We start from the raw sequence: 20,880 nt of genomic DNA on the forward strand, positions 1-20,880 counted from the left end.
GGATGCGTTTTACTCTACTGACTGGTGCAGTGTTACTGGTATCTGCACAGGCTAATGCCGCGATTGAGCAGCAATTAACTCAATGTGCAGGGATAACTGACAAGCTCGAGCGCTTGGTATGCTATGACAACCTCGCAGCAAGCATTCAAGTCACCACAGTAACCAATAACACCACAGCACCAATAGCTGTCGCCCCCGTTGTCACTCCCGCAGCAGCCCCTGTAGCTGTGACGACTGCAGCTCCTGTTGCAGCTGCCGCAACCAATGTCGAAGATAATTTCGGTATGGAAGTTAAACGCGTCCAAGAGAATACAACCGACAAAATTTATCTCGATGTGGAGTCGATAGCAGAAGATGCATACGGCGCCTTAAAGATTACCTTTACCAATGGCCAAGTTTGGAAACAAACCGAAAACCGTAAATTCAATCTAAAAGTCGGTGAAAAAGTATTTATCGAAAAAGCCGCGCTTGGCTCTTTCTTAATGGGCACTGAAAGTCGTAATGCTAAGGTGAGGGTAAAACGCCTAAAATAATGCCATCTTATATAGATATCGCTGTCAACTTGCTTGGCAGCGCACTCGAACCAGGCATAGCGCAAATCGTACAAGCAGCGGCGGACCAAGGGGTTTCGCCGTTAATTGTTATTGGCAGCGATTTAACTGAAAGCGCCGCCGCCATTCAATTATGCCAACAGTATCCCAAACAGCTTTACTGCACCGCAGGCGTACACCCCCACCACGCTAGCGAATGGCGAGCAGACTCCAAACAGTTACAAACCACACTCTGCCAAGCGCCACAAGTTGTTGCTGTCGGTGAATGTGGACTCGACTACAACCGAGACTTCTCCCCTCGCCCAGCCCAGCGCCAAGCGTTTATCGACCAACTCGAACTCGCGGTTGAACTCAAAAAACCGGTACTCATGCATGAACGAGATGCCCACGATGATTTTTTGAGTATTGTTAAAGAATACCGCCCCCATCTCAGCGGAGCATTACTACACTGCTTTACTGGCACCCGGGCTCAAATGGAAGCCTATATCGAGCTCGATCTACATTTAGGCATTACGGGATGGATATGTGACGAGAGGCGCGGCCTAGAACTTGCCGAGCTCGTCCCGTTTATTCCCAAAGAGCGTTTATTGATTGAAACGGACAGTCCTTACCTGCTACCACGCAGTATGCGGCCTAAACCTAAGTCCAGTAAAAATAAACCCGAGTACTTGCCCTATATCGCGCAATATATTGCCAATCTACGGGGTGAAAATGCGGCTGAATTTGCCAAACAGTGCTATCAAAATAGCCTAGCCTTTTTTAATTTGAGTCAAGCGAATGGCTAAGTTCGGCAACTTATGGGTGTTGTTACTCGGTATGCTCATATCATTTGGCAGCTATGCCAATACGATGAGCATAGATGAACACACGCCTACACCACTAAACCTAACTCCTTGGTTGATGGTGACGCACGCCAATGCTAACAGTCAGCTAGACGATATTCAGGCGTTGCCCAAGTCGCAATGGCACAAGTTTACTAGTGATGATATTCAACGCCTTAGCCAACATGATTTTTGGCTGAGAGTAAACCTTACAAGTGGTGATGAGAGTCTTGCACGCATTCTCGCCCTCGATAATCCATTATTGGATAGAGTGACCGTTTTTCATCTAGTGAATAATCAGCTCATCAACACCACTGAGATGGGTGACACACTGCTCTATAAGAACCGCCCACTGCCGAGCAATATCTTTCTGTATCCATTTAAACTGAGCACCAATGAGCAACACACCTTCTATCTGCATATCGTTACTGAAGGCAGCGCTGCAGTACCTCTAAGCCTCTGGTCAGCCAATGATTTAGCTCAAATTGCCGAATCGACAGCCGTTGAGCATGGCTTTCAGCTCGGTGTGCTCGCCGCGATAGGGATCTTCAGCCTGTTTATCGCGTTAGCCTCAGGTTCATTTAGCTACAGTTATTACTCGGGTTATGTCCTGTGTATGACACTATTAGTGGCCACGATCAATGGTTATGCATTCCGTTTTCTCTGGCCCAATTGGCCCGCGTTACAGCAACTGATGGTTCCCGTGCTGTTACCTCTGGTGATGGCCTTTGCCTTAATGTTCACCGAGAAAATCCTGCAGCTGAAATACTATAACCGCCGGATGTTATTAATGTGCCGCTACAGCGCGGTCTACATTATTCTTGTGGGTCTTTTAGTCCCCTTTTTGCGCTACGGAACCGTGCTGTATATCGAGATAATCTCGGTAGCGATTCTCAGCATCATCATGATGATACTCGCCGTCATACAAGCCATTAACGGTCAAAAGCTGGCAAAGCTCTATACCATAGGCTGGGTGAGTATGCTTACCGGTGCATGCATCAGCAGCCTACTCTATTTGAGTGTTATCGAGTTCAATATCAAGCCGCAAACGCCGGTGATGCTTGGGCTCACCTTCGAAATCATCTTTATGTCGCTGGTACTCGCCATCCGCTATAACGATGAGCGTAAATCTAAGCTCCGCATTCAACAGGAGGCCCTAAAGCAAGCGCAAAAGATCCGTAGTGCGCGTGAGGAAGCCTTGAAAGTGGAAGCAGAAACCAATGAAAGACTCGAACAGATGGTGCAGGAGCGCACATTAGAGCTGGAGATCACCTTGCGCGAACTGCACGAGGTTAACCAGAAGCTTACCGAACAGAGCACTATCGATAGCTTAACCGGCGTGAAAAACCGCAGCGCCTTTGATAAACGACTACTCGCCGAGAGCCGGATCAGCCGTCGCCAAGAAACCCCCATCGCCTTACTAATGCTGGATATCGACCGCTTTAAATCGATTAACGATCAATTCGGCCACCTAGCAGGGGATCAGGCCTTAAAAGTGATAGCGACAACCTTGCAGCAACATTTAAAACGACCAACCGATCTAGTATCACGTTTTGGTGGTGAAGAGTTTGCTATTATTCTTCCCAATACGACTGCAGACGGCGCCATTCAAGTCGCTGAAAGCATAAGAGACGCAGTGACTAGCATCGGCCTAGCATGGGAAGGAAAGCCCATACCCTTGACCGTGAGTATCGGTGTCAGTGCCGATGTGATCAGTAACGACCAACACAGTACCGAGTTATTAGAGCAAGCCGACAAGGCGCTCTATCAGGCAAAAAATAGCGGACGCAACCAAGTCAAATTGTATGCGCCAGCACAAACAGAACCTACTTAGGAGTCTAATGTGAACATCATTACCAGTGCCTTCCCTCAGCGCAGAATGCGCCGCATGCGTAAACATGACTTTAGCCGTCGCCTGATGGCTGAAAACCATCTAACTGTCAATGACTTGATCTATCCCATGTTTGTGCTTGAAGGCACTAATCGCAGTGAAAAAGTCGCCTCTATGCCAGGAGTTGAGCGCTACTCTATCGACTTACTGTTAAAAGAAGCCGAAGAGCTAGTCGAACTCGGTATTCCATTAATTGCCCTGTTCCCTGTTACGCCAGCAGAGAAGAAATCGCTGATGGCAGAAGAAGCCTACAATGCCGATGCTTTAGTGCAGCGGGCCGTACGTGAACTGAAAAAGGCCTTCCCACAGCTGGGTATTATGACTGACGTGGCCTTAGATCCTTTTACCACCCACGGTCAAGACGGCATTATCGATGAAACAGGCTATATCCTGAATGACATCACCACAGAGATCTTAGTGAAACAAGCATTATCCCATGCCGAAGCGGGTGCAGACATTGTTGCGCCATCGGACATGATGGATGGTCGTATTGGTGCGATTCGCCAAGCGCTGGAAGCCGCAGGCCATGTAAACACCCAAATCATGGCTTATTCAGCCAAATACTCCTCAAGCTACTATGGCCCCTTCCGTGATGCCGTCGGCTCAGCAGGCAACCTAAAAGGTGGCAATAAACATAGCTATCAAATGGATCCGGCCAACAGCGATGAAGCTCTGCATGAAGTTGCGCTAGACATCCAAGAAGGCGCAGATATGGTAATGGTGAAGCCTGGTATGCCTTACCTAGATATCGTTCACCGCGTAAAAACCGAATTAGCAGTGCCCACTTTCGCATACCAAGTGAGTGGCGAATATGCCATGCATATGGCGGCCATTCAAAATGGTTGGTTAGCGGAAAAGGCCATCGTCATGGAATCGCTACTATGCTTCAAACGCGCTGGCGCAGATGGCATCCTTACCTACTTTGCCAAACGTGCAGCACAGTGGCTAAAAGAAGCTAAATAATCGGGTTTAGAAACCAATTCTAAGCATAAAGGGCAGCCATACGCTTAATGCCAGTCAGTTAAGAGCTGACTGGCATTTTCTTTTGACTGGGTATTTCCTTGGTTTCACTCTGACACACCGAGGGTAAGCTCTTGAATCCCCTCGTATTGGTAGCACATGCTGCTCGGTTTCTGCGAGTAAACTATCCATCCTTTTAGGGATGGTTCCGGCGGCTTCCAGCCAAAACCCATAAATCACATGGATTATCGCAACCGCGCATGTCGTAAAACTCAGTTGGTTAGCGTATAAACCCGGCTTGCTTTGCGCCATTTTCACCATCTGGTAGCGGATAATATTGTAGCTCAAGAGAATGCCCCATAGCTCTTGTTTTACCATCTCCGGTTTCTTGCTCCTCAACGTAAACTCGCTGTTGAGCAAACTCTGCTTCATCTCGCGATAGCCCAGCTCAATTTCCCAGCGATGACTGTATAAATCCACGATTTCTGCACCAGGGAAACGCAACGGGTCTGTCATTGAGGTGAGGATATTGACCTCTTTGCCTTTCACTGTTTTTGTCAGCAATCGGACGTCAATAAATTCAGGTAACTCATTAAATTGTTTACGAGATTGTGCTGTGGTCGTCAGCCGAATGAGTTTATCGTGTCGACCGAGTTTTGTGATGACTTCAAACTGTGTGCCTTTCTTCATCGGCATTAACCAATGTCTGGATTTGCCCGCTTGATGCCAACGGTTTAGCAGCCCCAGTGAGTAAAATCCTCGGTCAAATAGGGTGAGTGAGTTGTCGGGTGTGCTATCAATCAGTTGCTCTGCCAACTTCATTTCATTGATTTTGGCATCGTCAAATGCGCTGGCAACTAACATGTGGCTCGTCAATTCCATCTGGCAAACCATGCGTACTTGCGGATAGCCAACATCACCGTGCTGGTTTTTGCTGTAGGTAAAGGCTTGCTGGTTGTTGGGAGTATCGGGCGTTCGCCAAATGACGCCATCAACCCCAAGCAACGTTAAGCCACACCAGTCAGGATGCTGGGCATCTTGGTTCCAGACGCGCTGACTTTGCGAAAAAATTTCTTTAACGGCATCAACACCTAAACGTTGTCTGGCTTGAACAACGGCGCTAGGAGCCACAAGGGGCTTCTTACCAGGCAACATCAATTGTGCTTTGGCGACAATGCTCCAAACAGGCTCTTGGCGATACATTGCCATCGCAATGACAGCCCAAACAGCCTGCTCTAGAGGAAGTCGACGTTTGCGTATGGTTGCTACACCAGATGTTTCAAGGCATTGCGAGATGAAATCTGGACACAAGATATCACTTAGTTTGCCGAGTTGTTCAGTGTTGGGAGCGTAGCCATTAGCCAGTGCAAGCGCTGTAGTCAGTTGCATAAAAAAATCCGATGACGAGTGGTCATCGGATTTTGATCTTTTCAATGAGATCGTCAAGTGTTCTGGCTTAACTGATCGGCATTAAGCCATACGCTGCCCTTTTTATTGGACCGAACAAAGTCCTTAGAACTACTGCTTTATCGTTCAAATCGATCAGGCAATAAATATAGTCTTCGCAGAGGCGAATAAAAGGAAGAAATAGAATGTTGAAATTGAAAAAGGCAAAAACAAAAAAGCCAGCTTATGCAGCTGGCTTCATTGTTTATTTAGGTGCTTGGCGATGACCTACTCTCACATGGGGAGACCCCACACTACCATCGGCGCGATTGCGTTTCACTTCTGAGTTCGGGATGGGATCAGGTGGGACCACAATGCTATTGTCACCAAGCAAATTTGTTATTCACTACCCGTCTTATCGTCGCAGGCAGTAAATTAATTCGGAAAGCTGGTTTGAGTTGCACTTCTTAAGTGTTTGTATTCAAGCTAAGTACTGTACGACCTCCAGGGAAGGAGGAAGTACTGGAAAATGTCTGGAACATTTTCAGTAAAACCCATCTGGGTTGTATGGTTAAGCCTCTCGAGTCATTAGTATCAGTTAGCTCAACGCCTCACAACGCTTACACACCTGACCTATCAACGTCCTAGTCTCGAACGGCTCTTTAGTGGACTTAAAGTCCAAGGGATGACTCATCTTGGGGCTCGCTTCCCGCTTAGATGCTTTCAGCGGTTATCGATTCCGAACATAGCTACCGGGCAATGCCATTGGCATGACAACCCGAACACCAGCGGTTCGTTCACTCCGGTCCTCTCGTACTAGGAGCAACTCCCCTCAATCATCCAACGCCCACGGCAGATAGGGACCGAACTGTCTCACGACGTTCTGAACCCAGCTCGCGTACCACTTTAAATGGCGAACAGCCATACCCTTGGGACCGACTTCAGCCCCAGGATGTGATGAGCCGACATCGAGGTGCCAAACACCGCCGTCGATATGAACTCTTGGGCGGTATCAGCCTGTTATCCCCGGAGTACCTTTTATCCGTTGAGCGATGGCCCTTCCATTCAGAACCACCGGATCACTATGACCTACTTTCGTACCTGCTCGACGTGTCTGTCTCGCAGTTAAGCTGGCTTATGCCATTGCACTAACCGTACGATGTCCGACCGTACTTAGCCAACCTTCGTGCTCCTCCGTTACTCTTTGGGAGGAGACCGCCCCAGTCAAACTACCCACCAGGCACTGTCCTTAACCCCGATTAGGGGCCCAAGTTAGAACATCAACACTACAAGGGTGGTATTTCAAGGACGACTCCACGAGAACTAGCGTTCCCGCTTCAAAGTCTCCCACCTATCCTACACATGTAGGGTCAATGTTCAGTGCCAAGCTATAGTAAAGGTTCACGGGGTCTTTCCGTCTAGCCGCGGGTATACGGCATCTTCACCGCAATTTCAACTTCACTGAGTCTCGGCTGGAGACAGCGTGGCCATCATTACGCCATTCGTGCAGGTCGGAACTTACCCGACAAGGAATTTCGCTACCTTAGGACCGTTATAGTTACGGCCGCCGTTTACCGGGGCTTCGATCATGAGCTTCTCTTGCGATAACCCAATCAATTAACCTTCCGGCACCGGGCAGGCGTCACACCGTATACGTCATCTTGCGATTTTGCACAGTGCTGTGTTTTTGATAAACAGTTGCAGCCACCTGGTATCTGCGACTGCCGTCAGCTTAGGGAGCAAGTCCCATCACCAACAGCAGCGTACCTTCTCCCGAAGTTACGGTACCATTTTGCCTAGTTCCTTCAGCCGAGTTCTCTCAAGCGCCTTGGTATTCTCTACCCGACCACCTGTGTCGGTTTGGGGTACGATTCCCGCTAACCTGAAGCTTAGAAGATTTTCCTGGAAGCATGGCATCAACTACTTCATCCCCTTGGGGACTCGTCATCAGCTCTCAGTGTATAGTGACCCGGATTTGCCTAAGTCACCCACCTACCACCTTAAACGCGGACTACCAACGCCGCGCTAGCCTAGCCTTCTCCGTCTCTCCATCGCAGTTAGCGGAAGTACAGAAATATTAATCTGTTTCCCATCGACTACGCCTTTCGGCCTCGCCTTAGGGGTCGACTCACCCTGCCCCGATTAACGTTGGACAGGAACCCTTGGTCTTTCGGCGAGGGGGTTTTTCACCCCCTTTATCGTTACTCATGTCAGCATTCGCACTTCTGATACCTCCAGCGTGGGTTACCCCTTCACCTTCAACGGCTTACAGAACGCTCCTCTACCGCGCAACCCTAATGGATTGCACCCGTAGCTTCGGTGGTATGTTTAGCCCCGTTACATCTTCCGCGCAGGCCGACTCGACTAGTGAGCTATTACGCTTTCTTTAAATGATGGCTGCTTCTAAGCCAACATCCTAGCTGTCTAAGCCTTCCCACATCGTTTCCCACTTAACATACACTTTGGGACCTTAGCTGACGGTCTGGGTTGTTTCCCTTTTGACGACGGACGTTAGCACCCGCCGTCTGTCTCCCGGATAGCACTCTTTGGTATTCGGAGTTTGCAAAGGGTTGGTAAGTCGGGATGACCCCCTAGCCTTAACAGTGCTCTACCCCCAAAGGTGTTCGTCCGAGGCGCTACCTAAATAGCTTTCGAGGAGAACCAGATATCTCCCGGTTTGATTGGCCTTTCACCCCCAGCCACAAGTCATCCGCTAATTTTTCAACATTAGTCGGTTCGGTCCTCCAGTTGATGTTACTCAACCTTCAACCTGCCCATGGCTAGATCACCGGGTTTCGGGTCTACGCCTTGCAACTAAACGCGCAGTTAACACTCGGTTTCCCTACGGCTCCGCTATTCGCTTAACCTCGCTACAAAACGTAAGTCGCTGACCCATTATACAAAAGGTACGCAGTCACGGTCTCAAGAACCGCTCCCACTGCTTGTACGTATACGGTTTCAGGTTCTATTTCACTCCCCTCACAGGGGTTCTTTTCGCCTTTCCCTCACGGTACTGGTTCACTATCGGTCAGTCAGGAGTATTTAGCCTTGGAGGATGGTCCCCCCATATTCAAACAGGATATCACGTGTCCCGCCTTACTCGTTTTCATCAAAGGTTAGTTTTCGTGTACGGGGCTATCACCCTGTGCCGCTGGACTTTCCAGACCATTCCACTAACACCCCTCTGACTTAAGGGCTAATCCCCGTTCGCTCGCCGCTACTAGGGGAATCTCGGTTGATTTCTTTTCCTAAGGGTACTTAGATGTTTCAGTTCCCCTCGTTTGCCTCACTACACTATGTATTCATGCAGTGATAACAGCTTATGCTGCTGGGTTCCCCCATTCGGACATCGTTAGCTCAAATGCTTGTTACTAGCTCGCCAACGCTTTTCGCAAGTTACTACGTCCTTCATCGCCTCTGACTGCCAAGGCATCCACCGTATACGCTTAGTCGCTTAACCATACAACCCAAATGAGTTTCACTTGAATTGTTGCGACCAGCTGGTTTTACTTGTCTCATCTTCGACCAAGAAGATGGACTCGCCTTAGACTTGAATATTCAAGACACTTAAAAAGTGTTTTAAGAACTCAATTTTTTCGTATTAACACAACGACAGACATCATTGTATTAATTACTATCAGCTTTCCAAATTGTTAAAGAACAATGCTTACCGGCTCGCGGTGCATTTCGCTCTCCCTCCTCTTTCGAGAAGTTCAACAAGCCATCTGTGTGAACACTCAACAAACATCAAGTTAGTCGTATAGGTAAGGAGGTGATCCAGCCCCAGGTTCCCCTAGGGCTACCTTGTTACGACTTCACCCCAGTCATGAACCACAAAGTGGTGAGCGCCCTCCCGAAGGTTAAGCTACCCACTTCTTTTGCAGCCCACTCCCATGGTGTGACGGGCGGTGTGTACAAGGCCCGGGAACGTATTCACCGTGGCATTCTGATCCACGATTACTAGCGATTCCGACTTCATGGAGTCGAGTTGCAGACTCCAATCCGGACTACGACGAGCTTTGTGAGATTAGCTCCACCTCGCGGCTTTGCAACCCTCTGTACTCGCCATTGTAGCACGTGTGTAGCCCTACTCGTAAGGGCCATGATGACTTGACGTCGTCCCCACCTTCCTCCGGTTTATCACCGGCAGTCTCCCTAGAGTTCCCGCCATTACGCGCTGGCAAATAAGGATAGGGGTTGCGCTCGTTGCGGGACTTAACCCAACATTTCACAACACGAGCTGACGACAGCCATGCAGCACCTGTCTCAGAGTTCCCGAAGGCACTAAGCTATCTCTAGCGAATTCTCTGGATGTCAAGAGTAGGTAAGGTTCTTCGCGTTGCATCGAATTAAACCACATGCTCCACCGCTTGTGCGGGCCCCCGTCAATTCATTTGAGTTTTAACCTTGCGGCCGTACTCCCCAGGCGGTCTACTTAATGCGTTAGCTTGAGAGCCCAGTGTTCAAGACACCAAACTCCGAGTAGACATCGTTTACGGCGTGGACTACCAGGGTATCTAATCCTGTTTGCTCCCCACGCTTTCGTGCCTGAGCGTCAGTCTTTGTCCAGGGGGCCGCCTTCGCCACCGGTATTCCTCCAGATCTCTACGCATTTCACCGCTACACCTGGAATTCTACCCCCCTCTACAAGACTCTAGTTTGCCAGTTCGAAATGCAATTCCCAGGTTGAGCCCGGGGCTTTCACATCTCGCTTAACAAACCGCCTGCGCACGCTTTACGCCCAGTAATTCCGATTAACGCTTGGACCCTCCGTATTACCGCGGCTGCTGGCACGGAGTTAGCCGGTCCTTCTTCTGTAGGTAACGTCACAGCTGCAAGGTATTAACTTACAACCTTTCCTCCCTACTGAAAGTGCTTTACAACCCGAAGGCCTTCTTCACACACGCGGCATGGCTGCATCAGGGTTTCCCCCATTGTGCAATATTCCCCACTGCTGCCTCCCGTAGGAGTCTGGGCCGTGTCTCAGTCCCAGTGTGGCTGATCATCCTCTCAGAACAGCTAGGGATCGTCGCCTTGGTGAGCCATTACCTCACCAACTAGCTAATCCCACCTAGGTTCATCCAATCGCGGAAGGCCCGAAGGTCCCCTCCTTTCCCCCGTAGGGCGTATGCGGTATTAGCAGTCGTTTCCAACTGTTATCCCCCACGACTGGGCAGATCCCTAGGCATTACTCACCCGTCCGCCGCTCGCCACCTCATGAGTAAACTCACTTGTGCTGCCGCTCGACTTGCATGTGTTAGGCCTGCCGCCAGCGTTCAATCTGAGCCATGATCAAACTCTTCAATTAAAAGTTTTGTGAACCCTAAGGTTCGGCTCAATGAATTCTGATTTGTCGTTTCGACTCGAAAGTCAAAACAAACTGTACATATTGCTATGAACACTCATTCATTGATGTAAATTTTGATTACTCGCCAAACGGCAGAGTAATTTCGATTAACTCAACACCTGTGAGTGTCCACACAGATTTCTTGTTTAGATTGTTAAAGAGCATTTGACCGTCTACTTCGCGTTACCGCTCAGCGGGTCAGGGCTGCGTATTCTACGCATTTCCCCAGTCGCGTCAAGGCGTTTTTGCAAACTTCTTGAGGCTTTCGGATCAACTGCACAATTTGCATTCGATTCGCACTGTAACCGCGTTAGCTTTCGCTGTCTGCCGTGTCAGTGGATGCGCATTATAGGGAGCAGAACTTTTTGTGCAAGGGCTTTTTTGAAGTTTTTTGCATTATTTTTAAAATCGTTTTTTACACCCAATCTAGGCACAAGCTACCCACGAGTTATTCCCAGAGTTATCCACATTCCGAAATTTTAACTATCGCGATAAGCCGTAATTAGGATAGTTAGTCTCTTGCAATGAAGGTTATTTAAAGTGAATTTAAGCATCGATATTTTGAATAATACTGTAATTTTGAAACAGGGCTTATAGAATTGAGGCAGTCCCATTATGCCATTCACAACAAAATCCCGTTCAATATAGTTGTACATCCTCCTTTCAAACCCTTCGCATTAGATTAAATCGAACAATACAAATCGAGTCTTTATAGCGAGCTCTATCGGGGAGAGGATGCATCCCAAAGCTAGTGCTTGCTCCTATAAGATAGGGCAAATTGACAGGACAAGAGTACATAGCGACATTGGGCAAAGAGAAAGAGCAATGTTATCGCATGATTCAAAGATGAAATCATTATGAATCACGAGTAACAAAAGCGTACTCGTACACAGAGGGCCACGAACCGAAGGCGTTGTAAAATAGGCGTGGTAAAGAGGAACTCAGAAAAGCAAAAAGGCCACCTTATTAGGTGGCCTCTCTTAATTTAGCGTTTGGCGATGACCTACTCTCACATGGGGAGACCCCACACTACCATCGGCGCGATTGCGTTTCACTTCTGAGTTCGGGATGGGATCAGGTGGGACCACAATGCTATTGTCACCAAACAAATTTTGCTCTAGGACAACACACTAGATTGTATGGTGCTGATACCCAGAATCGAACTGGGGACCTCATCCTTACCAAGGATGCGCTCTACCGACTGAGCCATATCAGCAATTCTTTATCATCAATGATGATTAAATTAGGCGCTTGGCGATGACCTACTCTCACATGGGGAGACCCCACACTACCATCGGCGCGATTGCGTTTCACTTCTGAGTTCGGGATGGGATCAGGTGGGACCACAATGCTATTGTCACCAAGCAAATTTGTTATTCACTACCCGTCTTATCGTCGCAGGCAGTAAATTAATTCGGAAAGCTGGTTTGAGTTGCACTTCTTAAGTGTTTGTATTCAAGCTAAGTACTGTACGACCTCCAGGGAAGGAGGAAGTACTGGAAAATGTCTGGAACATTTTCAGTAAAACCCATCTGGGTTGTATGGTTAAGCCTCTCGAGTCATTAGTATCAGTTAGCTCAACGCCTCACAACGCTTACACACCTGACCTATCAACGTCCTAGTCTCGAACGGCTCTTTAGTGGACTTAAAGTCCAAGGGATGACTCATCTTGGGGCTCGCTTCCCGCTTAGATGCTTTCAGCGGTTATCGATTCCGAACATAGCTACCGGGCAATGCCATTGGCATGACAACCCGAACACCAGCGGTTCGTTCACTCCGGTCCTCTCGTACTAGGAGCAACTCCCCTCAATCATCCAACGCCCACGGCAGATAGGGACCGAACTGTCTCACGACGTTCTGAACCCAGCTCGCGTACCACTTTAAATGGCGAACAGCCATACCCTTGGGACCGACTTCAGCCCCAGGATGTGATGAGCCGACATCGAGGTGCCAAACACCGCCGTCGATATGAACTCTTGGGCGGTATCAGCCTGTTATCCCCGGAGTACCTTTTATCCGTTGAGCGATGGCCCTTCCATTCAGAACCACCGGATCACTATGACCTACTTTCGTACCTGCTCGACGTGTCTGTCTCGCAGTTAAGCTGGCTTATGCCATTGCACTAACCGTACGATGTCCGACCGTACTTAGCCAACCTTCGTGCTCCTCCGTTACTCTTTGGGAGGAGACCGCCCCAGTCAAACTACCCACCAGGCACTGTCCTTAACCCCGATTAGGGGCCCAAGTTAGAACATCAACACTACAAGGGTGGTATTTCAAGGACGACTCCACGAGAACTAGCGTTCCCGCTTCAAAGTCTCCCACCTATCCTACACATGTAGGGTCAATGTTCAGTGCCAAGCTATAGTAAAGGTTCACGGGGTCTTTCCGTCTAGCCGCGGGTATACGGCATCTTCACCGCAATTTCAACTTCACTGAGTCTCGGCTGGAGACAGCGTGGCCATCATTACGCCATTCGTGCAGGTCGGAACTTACCCGACAAGGAATTTCGCTACCTTAGGACCGTTATAGTTACGGCCGCCGTTTACCGGGGCTTCGATCATGAGCTTCTCTTGCGATAACCCAATCAATTAACCTTCCGGCACCGGGCAGGCGTCACACCGTATACGTCATCTTGCGATTTTGCACAGTGCTGTGTTTTTGATAAACAGTTGCAGCCACCTGGTATCTGCGACTGCCGTCAGCTTAGGGAGCAAGTCCCATCACCAACAGCAGCGTACCTTCTCCCGAAGTTACGGTACCATTTTGCCTAGTTCCTTCAGCCGAGTTCTCTCAAGCGCCTTGGTATTCTCTACCCGACCACCTGTGTCGGTTTGGGGTACGATTCCCGCTAACCTGAAGCTTAGAAGATTTTCCTGGAAGCATGGCATCAACTACTTCATCCCCTTGGGGACTCGTCATCAGCTCTCAGTGTATAGTGACCCGGATTTGCCTAAGTCACCCACCTACCACCTTAAACGCGGACTACCAACGCCGCGCTAGCCTAGCCTTCTCCGTCTCTCCATCGCAGTTAGCGGAAGTACAGAAATATTAATCTGTTTCCCATCGACTACGCCTTTCGGCCTCGCCTTAGGGGTCGACTCACCCTGCCCCGATTAACGTTGGACAGGAACCCTTGGTCTTTCGGCGAGGGGGTTTTTCACCCCCTTTATCGTTACTCATGTCAGCATTCGCACTTCTGATACCTCCAGCGTGGGTTACCCCTTCACCTTCAACGGCTTACAGAACGCTCCTCTACCGCGCAACCCTAATGGATTGCACCCGTAGCTTCGGTGGTATGTTTAGCCCCGTTACATCTTCCGCGCAGGCCGACTCGACTAGTGAGCTATTACGCTTTCTTTAAATGATGGCTGCTTCTAAGCCAACATCCTAGCTGTCTAAGCCTTCCCACATCGTTTCCCACTTAACATACACTTTGGGACCTTAGCTGACGGTCTGGGTTGTTTCCCTTTTGACGACGGACGTTAGCACCCGCCGTCTGTCTCCCGGATAGCACTCTTTGGTATTCGGAGTTTGCAAAGGGTTGGTAAGTCGGGATGACCCCCTAGCCTTAACAGTGCTCTACCCCCAAAGGTGTTCGTCCGAGGCGCTACCTAAATAGCTTTCGAGGAGAACCAGATATCTCCCGGTTTGATTGGCCTTTCACCCCCAGCCACAAGTCATCCGCTAATTTTTCAACATTAGTCGGTTCGGTCCTCCAGTTGATGTTACTCAACCTTCAACCTGCCCATGGCTAGATCACCGGGTTTCGGGTCTACGCCTTGCAACTAAACGCGCAGTTAACACTCGGTTTCCCTACGGCTCCGCTATTCGCTTAACCTCGCTACAAAACGTAAGTCGCTGACCCATTATACAAAAGGTACGCAGTCACGGTCTCAAGAACCGCTCCCACTGCTTGTACGTATACGGTTTCAGGTTCTATTTCACTCCCCTCACAGGGGTTCTTTTCGCCTTTCCCTCACGGTACTGGTTCACTATCGGTCAGTCAGGAGTATTTAGCCTTGGAGGATGGTCCCCCCATATTCAAACAGGATATCACGTGTCCCGCCTTACTCGTTTTCATCAAAGGTTAGTTTTCGTGTACGGGGCTATCACCCTGTGCCGCTGGACTTTCCAGACCATTCCACTAACACCCCTCTGACTTAAGGGCTAATCCCCGTTCGCTCGCCGCTACTAGGGGAATCTCGGTTGATTTCTTTTCCTAAGGGTACTTAGATGTTTCAGTTCCCCTCGTTTGCCTCACTACACTATGTATTCATGCAGTGATAACAGCTTATGCTGCTGGGTTCCCCCATTCGGACATCGTTAGCTCAAATGCTTGTTACTAGCTCGCCAACGCTTTTCGCAAGTTACTACGTCCTTCATCGCCTCTGACTGCCAAGGCATCCACCGTATACGCTTAGTCGCTTAACCATACAACCCAAATGAGTTTCACATCACTTGCGCTGTTGCGACCAGCTGGTTTTACTTGTCTCATCTTCGACCAAGAAGATGGACTCGCCTTAGACTTGAATATTCAAGACACTTAAAAAGTGTTTTAAGAACTCAATTTTTTTCGTATTAACACAACGACAGACATCATTGTATTAATTACTATCAGCTTTCCAAATTGTTAAAGAGCGGGCTTAAAAAAGCCAAAGATAATTTTTCAGTTTATCTTTGGCATCTCTAACCAGATTGCAGTAAGTGGTGGAGCTATGCGGGATCGAACCGCAGACCTCCTGCGTGCAAGGCAGGCGCTCTCCCAGCTGAGCTATAGCCCCATTTACATGCAGTGCGAGTATCAGATGTCCCAACCCTCAAAGGATTGGTGGGTCAGAGTGGACTTGAACCACCGACCTCACCCTTATCAGGGGTGCGCTCTAACCAGCTGAGCTACAGACCCATCGTTTACTCTATCTTCTATCAAGCAAATCTGTGTGAACACTCAACAAACATCGAGTTAGTCGTATAGGTAAGGAGGTGATCCAGCCCCAGGTTCCCCTAGGGCTACCTTGTTACGACTTCACCCCAGTCATGAACCACAAAGTGGTGAGCGCCCTCCCGAAGGTTAAGCTACCCACTTCTTTTGCAGCCCACTCCCATGGTGTGACGGGCGGTGTGTACAAGGCCCGGGAACGTATTCACCGTGGCATTCTGATCCACGATTACTAGCGATTCCGACTTCATGGAGTCGAGTTGCAGACTCCAATCCGGACTACGACGAGCTTTGTGAGATTAGCTCCACCTCGCGGCTTTGCAACCCTCTGTACTCGCCATTGTAGCACGTGTGTAGCCCTACTCGTAAGGGCCATGATGACTTGACGTCGTCCCCACCTTCCTCCGGTTTATCACCGGCAGTCTCCCTAGAGTTCCCGCCATTACGCGCTGGCAAATAAGGATAGGGGTTGCGCTCGTTGCGGGACTTAACCCAACATTTCACAACACGAGCTGACGACAGCCATGCAGCACCTGTCTCAGAGTTCCCGAAGGCACTAAGCTATCTCTAGCGAATTCTCTGGATGTCAAGAGTAGGTAAGGTTCTTCGCGTTGCATCGAATTAAACCACATGCTCCACCGCTTGTGCGGGCCCCCGTCAATTCATTTGAGTTTTAACCTTGCGGCCGTACTCCCCAGGCGGTCTACTTAATGCGTTAGCTTGAGAGCCCAGTGTTCAAGACACCAAACTCCGAGTAGACATCGTTTACGGCGTGGACTACCAGGGTATCTAATCCTGTTTGCTCCCCACGCTTTCGTGCCTGAGCGTCAGTCTTTGTCCAGGGGGCCGCCTTCGCCACCGGTATTCCTCCAGATCTCTACGCATTTCACCGCTACACCTGGAATTCTACCCCCCTCTACAAGACTCTAGTTTGCCAGTTCGAAATGCAATTCCCAGGTTGAGCCCGGGGCTTTCACATCTCGCTTAACAAACCGCCTGCGCACGCTTTACGCCCAGTAATTCCGATTAACGCTTGGACCCTCCGTATTACCGCGGCTGCTGGCACGGAGTTAGCCGGTCCTTCTTCTGTAGGTAACGTCACAGCTGCAAGGTATTAACTTACAACCTTTCCTCCCTACTGAAAGTGCTTTACAACCCGAAGGCCTTCTTCACACACGCGGCATGGCTGCATCAGGGTTTCCCCCATTGTGCAATATTCCCCACTGCTGCCTCCCGTAGGAGTCTGGGCCGTGTCTCAGTCCCAGTGTGGCTGATCATCCTCTCAGAACAGCTAGGGATCGTCGCCTTGGTGAGCCATTACCTCACCAACTAGCTAATCCCACCTAGGTTCATCCAATCGCGGAAGGCCCGAAGGTCCCCTCCTTTCCCCCGTAGGGCGTATGCGGTATTAGCAGTCGTTTCCAACTGTTATCCCCCACGACTGGGCAGATCCCTAGGCATTACTCACCCGTCCGCCGCTCGCCACCTCAGGAGTAAACTCCCTTGTGCTGCCGCTCGACTTGCATGTGTTAGGCCTGCCGCCAGCGTTCAATCTGAGCCATGATCAAACTCTTCAATTAAAAGTTTTTTGTTTAACTCGCGTTAAACGACTCAATGAATTCTGTCGTTTGTTTCCGCTTTTAAAAAAGCGAAACCAAAACTTTGTACATATTGCTATGAACACTCATTCATTGATGTAAATTTTGATTACTCGCCAAACAGCAAAGTAATTTCGATTAACTCAACACCTGTGAGTGTCCACACAGATTTGCTTGATAAATTGTTAAAGAGCGTTGACCATCGCCTTATCGTAAGTGATTTCAGCGGGTCAGGGCTGCGTATTCTACGCATTCCCGTTTTTGCGTCAAGTAGTTTTTTCAACTTTCTTTTCGCTCATCGAGGAGTGAATCACTCGATGAACTGGCACTTGAAACTGCGTATCGCTGTCTGCCGTGTCAGTGGATGCGCATTATAGGCAGCAGAACTTTTTGTGCAAGGGCTTTTTTCGGTTTTTTTGATCTTTTTTCAATAGTTTCAGTTAGTCACAAAATACCCACTATTTATCCTCAAACTTATCCACAAAACAGATAAAAGCGGTTAATTTTAGTGCAGCTGAACTCGTTAGAATTTATAGCCGAAGGGTTTTAGAGCCGGTCGAGAGTTAAAGCACCGATAAAGAAGCAGGTATAAAAAAGGCGACTATCATAGTCGCCTTTTAAAATGAGTTTACGTGTTTATTAGCTTAGCTTGCCGTGGCACTGCTTATACTTACGGCCTGAGCCACAAGGACAAGGATCGTTACGGCCAACTTTATCGCCATCGCGGATCATTGGCGTGTGAGCCATCATCTCGTCGCTACCATCATCCCCACCCACTAAGGCTTCGGCTGCTGCATGCTGATAGTCGCGTTGGATCTTGGCATCTTCTTCACGACGACGCGCTTCCATCTCTTCTACGTCTGACTGTGCTTGTACTTGTACCTTAGATAGCACGCTAATGACATCATGCTTTAAGGTCGACAGTAATTGTTGGAACAGTTCGAACGACTCGCGCTTATATTCTTGCTTTGGATTCTTCTGCGCGTAACCACGCAAGTGGATACCTTGGCGTAAGTGATCCATCGCCGCTAAGTGTTCTTTCCACAGACCATCGAGGGTTTGTAGCATCACAGCTTTTTCGAACTGGCGTAGTACTGGCGCACCGACCATTTCTTCTTTTGCTTTATACGCATCAGACCAAGAAGTGATGATCCGCTCACGCAATGTTTCTTCGTGTAAGTCGTCTTCTTTATCTAGCCATTCTTGGATTGGCAGTTTCAGCATAAATTCTTGCTGTAAACGTTGCTCTAAACCTGGCACATCCCATAACTCTTCCACTGATTGTGGCGGAATGTATTGATCGATCACCGCACTGATCACATCGTCTTGGATGTTTTTAATGGTGTCTTCGATACTTTCGGCATCCATCAACTCGTTACGCTGTGCGTAAACCACTTGACGCTGGTCGTTTGCTACGTCATCGAATTCGAGCAGTTGCTTACGAATATCGAAGTTACGCGCTTCCACTTTACGCTGTGCGTTTTCAATCGCACGGGAAACCCATGGATGTTCGATCGCTTCGCCTTCTTCCATCCCCAGTTTCTTCATCATGCCTGAGACACGATCCGAGGCGAAGATGCGCATTAAGCTATCTTCCATAGAAAGGTAGAAACGTGAAGAACCTGCATCACCTTGACGACCCGCACGACCACGTAGCTGGTTGTCGATACGGCGAGATTCGTGGCGCTCAGTACCTAAAATGTGTAAACCACCAGCGGCGACCACGGCATCGTGGCGCTCTTGCCAGTCGGCCTTGATTTTAGCTTTTTGCTCAGCAGTTGGATTCTCGAGGGCTTCGATTTCCATATTCCAGTTGCCGCCTAACACGATGTCGGTACCACGACCCGCCATGTTAGTAGCAATAGTCACAGCGCCAGTACGACCCGCTTGGGCAACAATTTCGGCTTCTTTTTCGTGGAACTTAGCGTTAAGCACTTGGTGCGGGATCTTCTCCTTCACCATTAAGCGTGCTAACAGCTCAGACTGTTCGATTGAAACAGTACCCACTAGAACAGGTTGGCCACGTTCACGGCAGTCTTTGATGTCTTTAATGATCGCTTGGTATTTTTCATTGGCGGTGAGGTAAACCAAATCCGCCATATCCTTACGTACCATAGGACGGTTGGTTGGCACAACCACAGTATCTAGACCATAGATGTGTTGGAACTCAAACGCTTCGGTATCGGCCGTACCTGTCATACCCGCTAACTTCTCATATAAACGGAAGTAGTTTTGGAAGGTAATCGATGCCAAGGTTTGGTTTTCGTTTTGAATACGAACGCCTTCTTTGGCTTCAACGGCTTGATGTAAACCTTCTGACCAGCGACGACCTGGCATAGTACGGCCAGTGTGTTCATCAACGATGATCACTTCGCCATCTTGAACGATATAGTCAACATCGCGCTCAAACAGGGTATGCGCACGCAGCGCCGCATTCACATGGTGCAACAGAGAAATGTTGGCAGCTGAGTAGAGAGAGTCGCCTTCGGCTAACATGCCGCGCTCAATCAACAGGTTCTCAACCTTCTCTTGACCACGTTCGGTGAAGTGCACTTGTTTGGCTTTTTCATCGATGCTGTAGTCACCCTCACCCACATACTCTTCTGAGTCTTCTTTATCTTGACGGATAAGACTTGGGATTAAGGTGTTGATCTTGATATATAGCTCAGAGCTATCTTCCGCGGCACCAGAGATAATCAGTGGCGTACGGGCTTCGTCGATAAGAATTGAGTCGACTTCGTCGATCAGGGCATAGTGCAATGGACGTTGAACACGCTCTTGTGGCGAGAACGCCATGTTATCACGCAGATAGTCGAAACCAAATTCGTTGTTGGTACCGTAAGTAATGTCGGCATTGTAGGCGTCTTTTTTCGCCTGCTGGCCTAGACCTGCGACGTTAATGCCGACCGTTAAGCCTAAGAATTCGAACAGTGGGCGGTTGTTTTCCGCGTCACGACGAGCTAAGTAATCGTTGACGGTAATAACGTGAACGCCTTTACCGGTTAAGGCATTTAGATAGGCTGGGAGGGTCGCGGTTAAGGTTTTACCTTCACCGGTACGCATTTCAGCAATGCGGTTACTGTCGAGCACCATACCACCGAGTAACTGCACGTCGAAGTGGCGCATCTCGAAAACGCGCTTCGATGCTTCACGCACGGTCGCGAAGGCTTCCGCCATAATGCTCTCTAATGAAGCTCCGGCCGCTAAACGCTCGCGGAACTCGGCGGTTTTCGCCTTAAGCTGTTCATCGGTTAATTTTTCATAATCGGCTTCAAGCGCATTAATCTTATTAACTACTTTTTGTAACCCTTTGAGGGTACGGTCGTTGCGACTACCAAATACTTTTGTCAGTAATTTACCAAACATCTGAATCACTTATTTTCTGTA

Annotated in this window: 6 protein-coding genes, 3 tRNA genes and 7 rRNA genes; 4 read left to right on the forward strand and 12 right to left on the reverse strand. The window is 49.0% G+C overall.

The annotated features are described in order from the left end of the window. Window positions 1-2 precede the first annotated feature (2 nt). The 4 genes from N7386_RS19255 to hemB are packed head-to-tail and all read left to right on the forward strand — an operon-like array spanning window position 3 to window position 4,226. Window positions 3-533 carry a hypothetical protein gene (locus N7386_RS19255; protein ID WP_279751570.1) on the forward strand — a complete coding sequence of 177 codons (531 nt, stop codon included), beginning with the start codon at window positions 3-5 and terminating at the stop codon, window positions 531-533. After that, window positions 533-1,336, forward strand: a complete 804-nt coding sequence (locus N7386_RS19260; protein WP_279770418.1) for a TatD family hydrolase — start codon at window positions 533-535, stop codon at window positions 1,334-1,336. The genes N7386_RS19255 and N7386_RS19260 overlap by 1 nt, the downstream gene beginning before the upstream one ends. Beyond that, window positions 1,329-3,206 (forward strand): diguanylate cyclase, encoded by a 1,878-nt coding sequence (locus N7386_RS19265; protein WP_279770419.1) that lies wholly within the window; start codon window positions 1,329-1,331, stop codon window positions 3,204-3,206. Before N7386_RS19260 ends, N7386_RS19265 begins: the two co-directional genes overlap by 8 nt. Window positions 3,207-3,215: 9 nt before the next feature. Then, the gene (gene hemB / locus N7386_RS19270) at window positions 3,216-4,226 is read left to right on the forward strand and encodes a porphobilinogen synthase (protein WP_011624289.1); all 1,011 of its coding nucleotides are present in this window, start codon (window positions 3,216-3,218) and stop codon (window positions 4,224-4,226) included. Window positions 4,227-4,280: 54 nt separating this feature from the next. Here the strand turns inward: hemB and N7386_RS19275 are convergent, their stop codons facing one another. The 12 genes from N7386_RS19275 to secA all read right to left on the reverse strand — a co-directional run bounded on the left by N7386_RS19275 (window position 4,281) and on the right by secA (window position 20,859). Further along, window positions 4,281-5,612 carry an IS4 family transposase gene (locus N7386_RS19275; RefSeq protein ID WP_218211666.1) on the reverse strand — a complete coding sequence of 444 codons (1,332 nt, stop codon included), beginning with the start codon at window positions 5,610-5,612 and terminating at the stop codon, window positions 4,281-4,283. A 272-nt stretch (window positions 5,613-5,884) separates the two neighbouring features. Further along, window positions 5,885-6,000 (reverse strand): 5S ribosomal RNA (gene rrf / locus N7386_RS19280). A gap of 176 nt (window positions 6,001-6,176) precedes the next feature. Continuing rightward, window positions 6,177-9,069, reverse strand: a 23S ribosomal RNA gene (locus N7386_RS19285). A gap of 305 nt (window positions 9,070-9,374) precedes the next feature. Then, window positions 9,375-10,917, reverse strand: a 16S ribosomal RNA gene (locus N7386_RS19290). Window positions 10,918-11,946: 1,029 nt separating this feature from the next. Beyond that, window positions 11,947-12,062: ribosomal RNA gene (rrf, locus tag N7386_RS19295) — 5S ribosomal RNA — on the reverse strand. Window positions 12,063-12,096: 34 nt separating this feature from the next. Beyond that, window positions 12,097-12,172, reverse strand: a tRNA-Thr gene (locus N7386_RS19300). 33 nt (window positions 12,173-12,205) lie between these two features. Next, window positions 12,206-12,321, reverse strand: a 5S ribosomal RNA gene (gene rrf / locus N7386_RS19305). A 176-nt stretch (window positions 12,322-12,497) separates the two neighbouring features. Next, window positions 12,498-15,390: ribosomal RNA gene (locus N7386_RS19310) — 23S ribosomal RNA — on the reverse strand. A gap of 274 nt (window positions 15,391-15,664) precedes the next feature. Further along, a tRNA-Ala gene (locus tag N7386_RS19315) sits at window positions 15,665-15,740 on the reverse strand. Window positions 15,741-15,785: 45 nt separating this feature from the next. Further along, window positions 15,786-15,862, reverse strand: a tRNA-Ile gene (locus N7386_RS19320). A 70-nt stretch (window positions 15,863-15,932) separates the two neighbouring features. After that, window positions 15,933-17,475: ribosomal RNA gene (locus N7386_RS19325) — 16S ribosomal RNA — on the reverse strand. The 16S, 23S and 5S rRNA genes sit together here with 3 tRNA genes alongside, the layout of an rRNA operon. Window positions 17,476-18,132: 657 nt before the next feature. Beyond that, on the reverse strand, window positions 18,133-20,859 hold the full coding sequence (gene secA, locus N7386_RS19330) for a preprotein translocase subunit SecA (RefSeq protein WP_011718491.1): 2,727 nt from the start codon (window positions 20,857-20,859) through the stop codon (window positions 18,133-18,135). Between the last annotated feature and the right edge of the window lie 21 nt (window positions 20,860-20,880).

The organism is Shewanella sp. GD04112 (assembly GCF_029835735.1).
GTDB lineage: Bacteria > Pseudomonadota > Gammaproteobacteria > Enterobacterales > Shewanellaceae > Shewanella.

What these genes read in the sequence shown, in the direction of transcription:
- N7386_RS19255 (WP_279751570.1), top strand. Translation starts at nt 3, where the DNA reads ATGCGTTTTACTCTACTGACTGGTGCAGTGTTACTGGTATCTGCACAG.
- N7386_RS19260 (WP_279770418.1), top strand. Translation starts at nt 533, where the DNA reads ATGCCATCTTATATAGATATCGCTGTCAACTTGCTTGGCAGCGCACTC.
- N7386_RS19265 (WP_279770419.1), top strand. Translation starts at nt 1,329, where the DNA reads ATGGCTAAGTTCGGCAACTTATGGGTGTTGTTACTCGGTATGCTCATA.
- N7386_RS19275 (WP_218211666.1), bottom strand. Translation starts at nt 5,612, where the DNA reads ATGCAACTGACTACAGCGCTTGCACTGGCTAATGGCTACGCTCCCAAC.
- secA (WP_011718491.1), bottom strand. Translation starts at nt 20,859, where the DNA reads ATGTTTGGTAAATTACTGACAAAAGTATTTGGTAGTCGCAACGACCGT.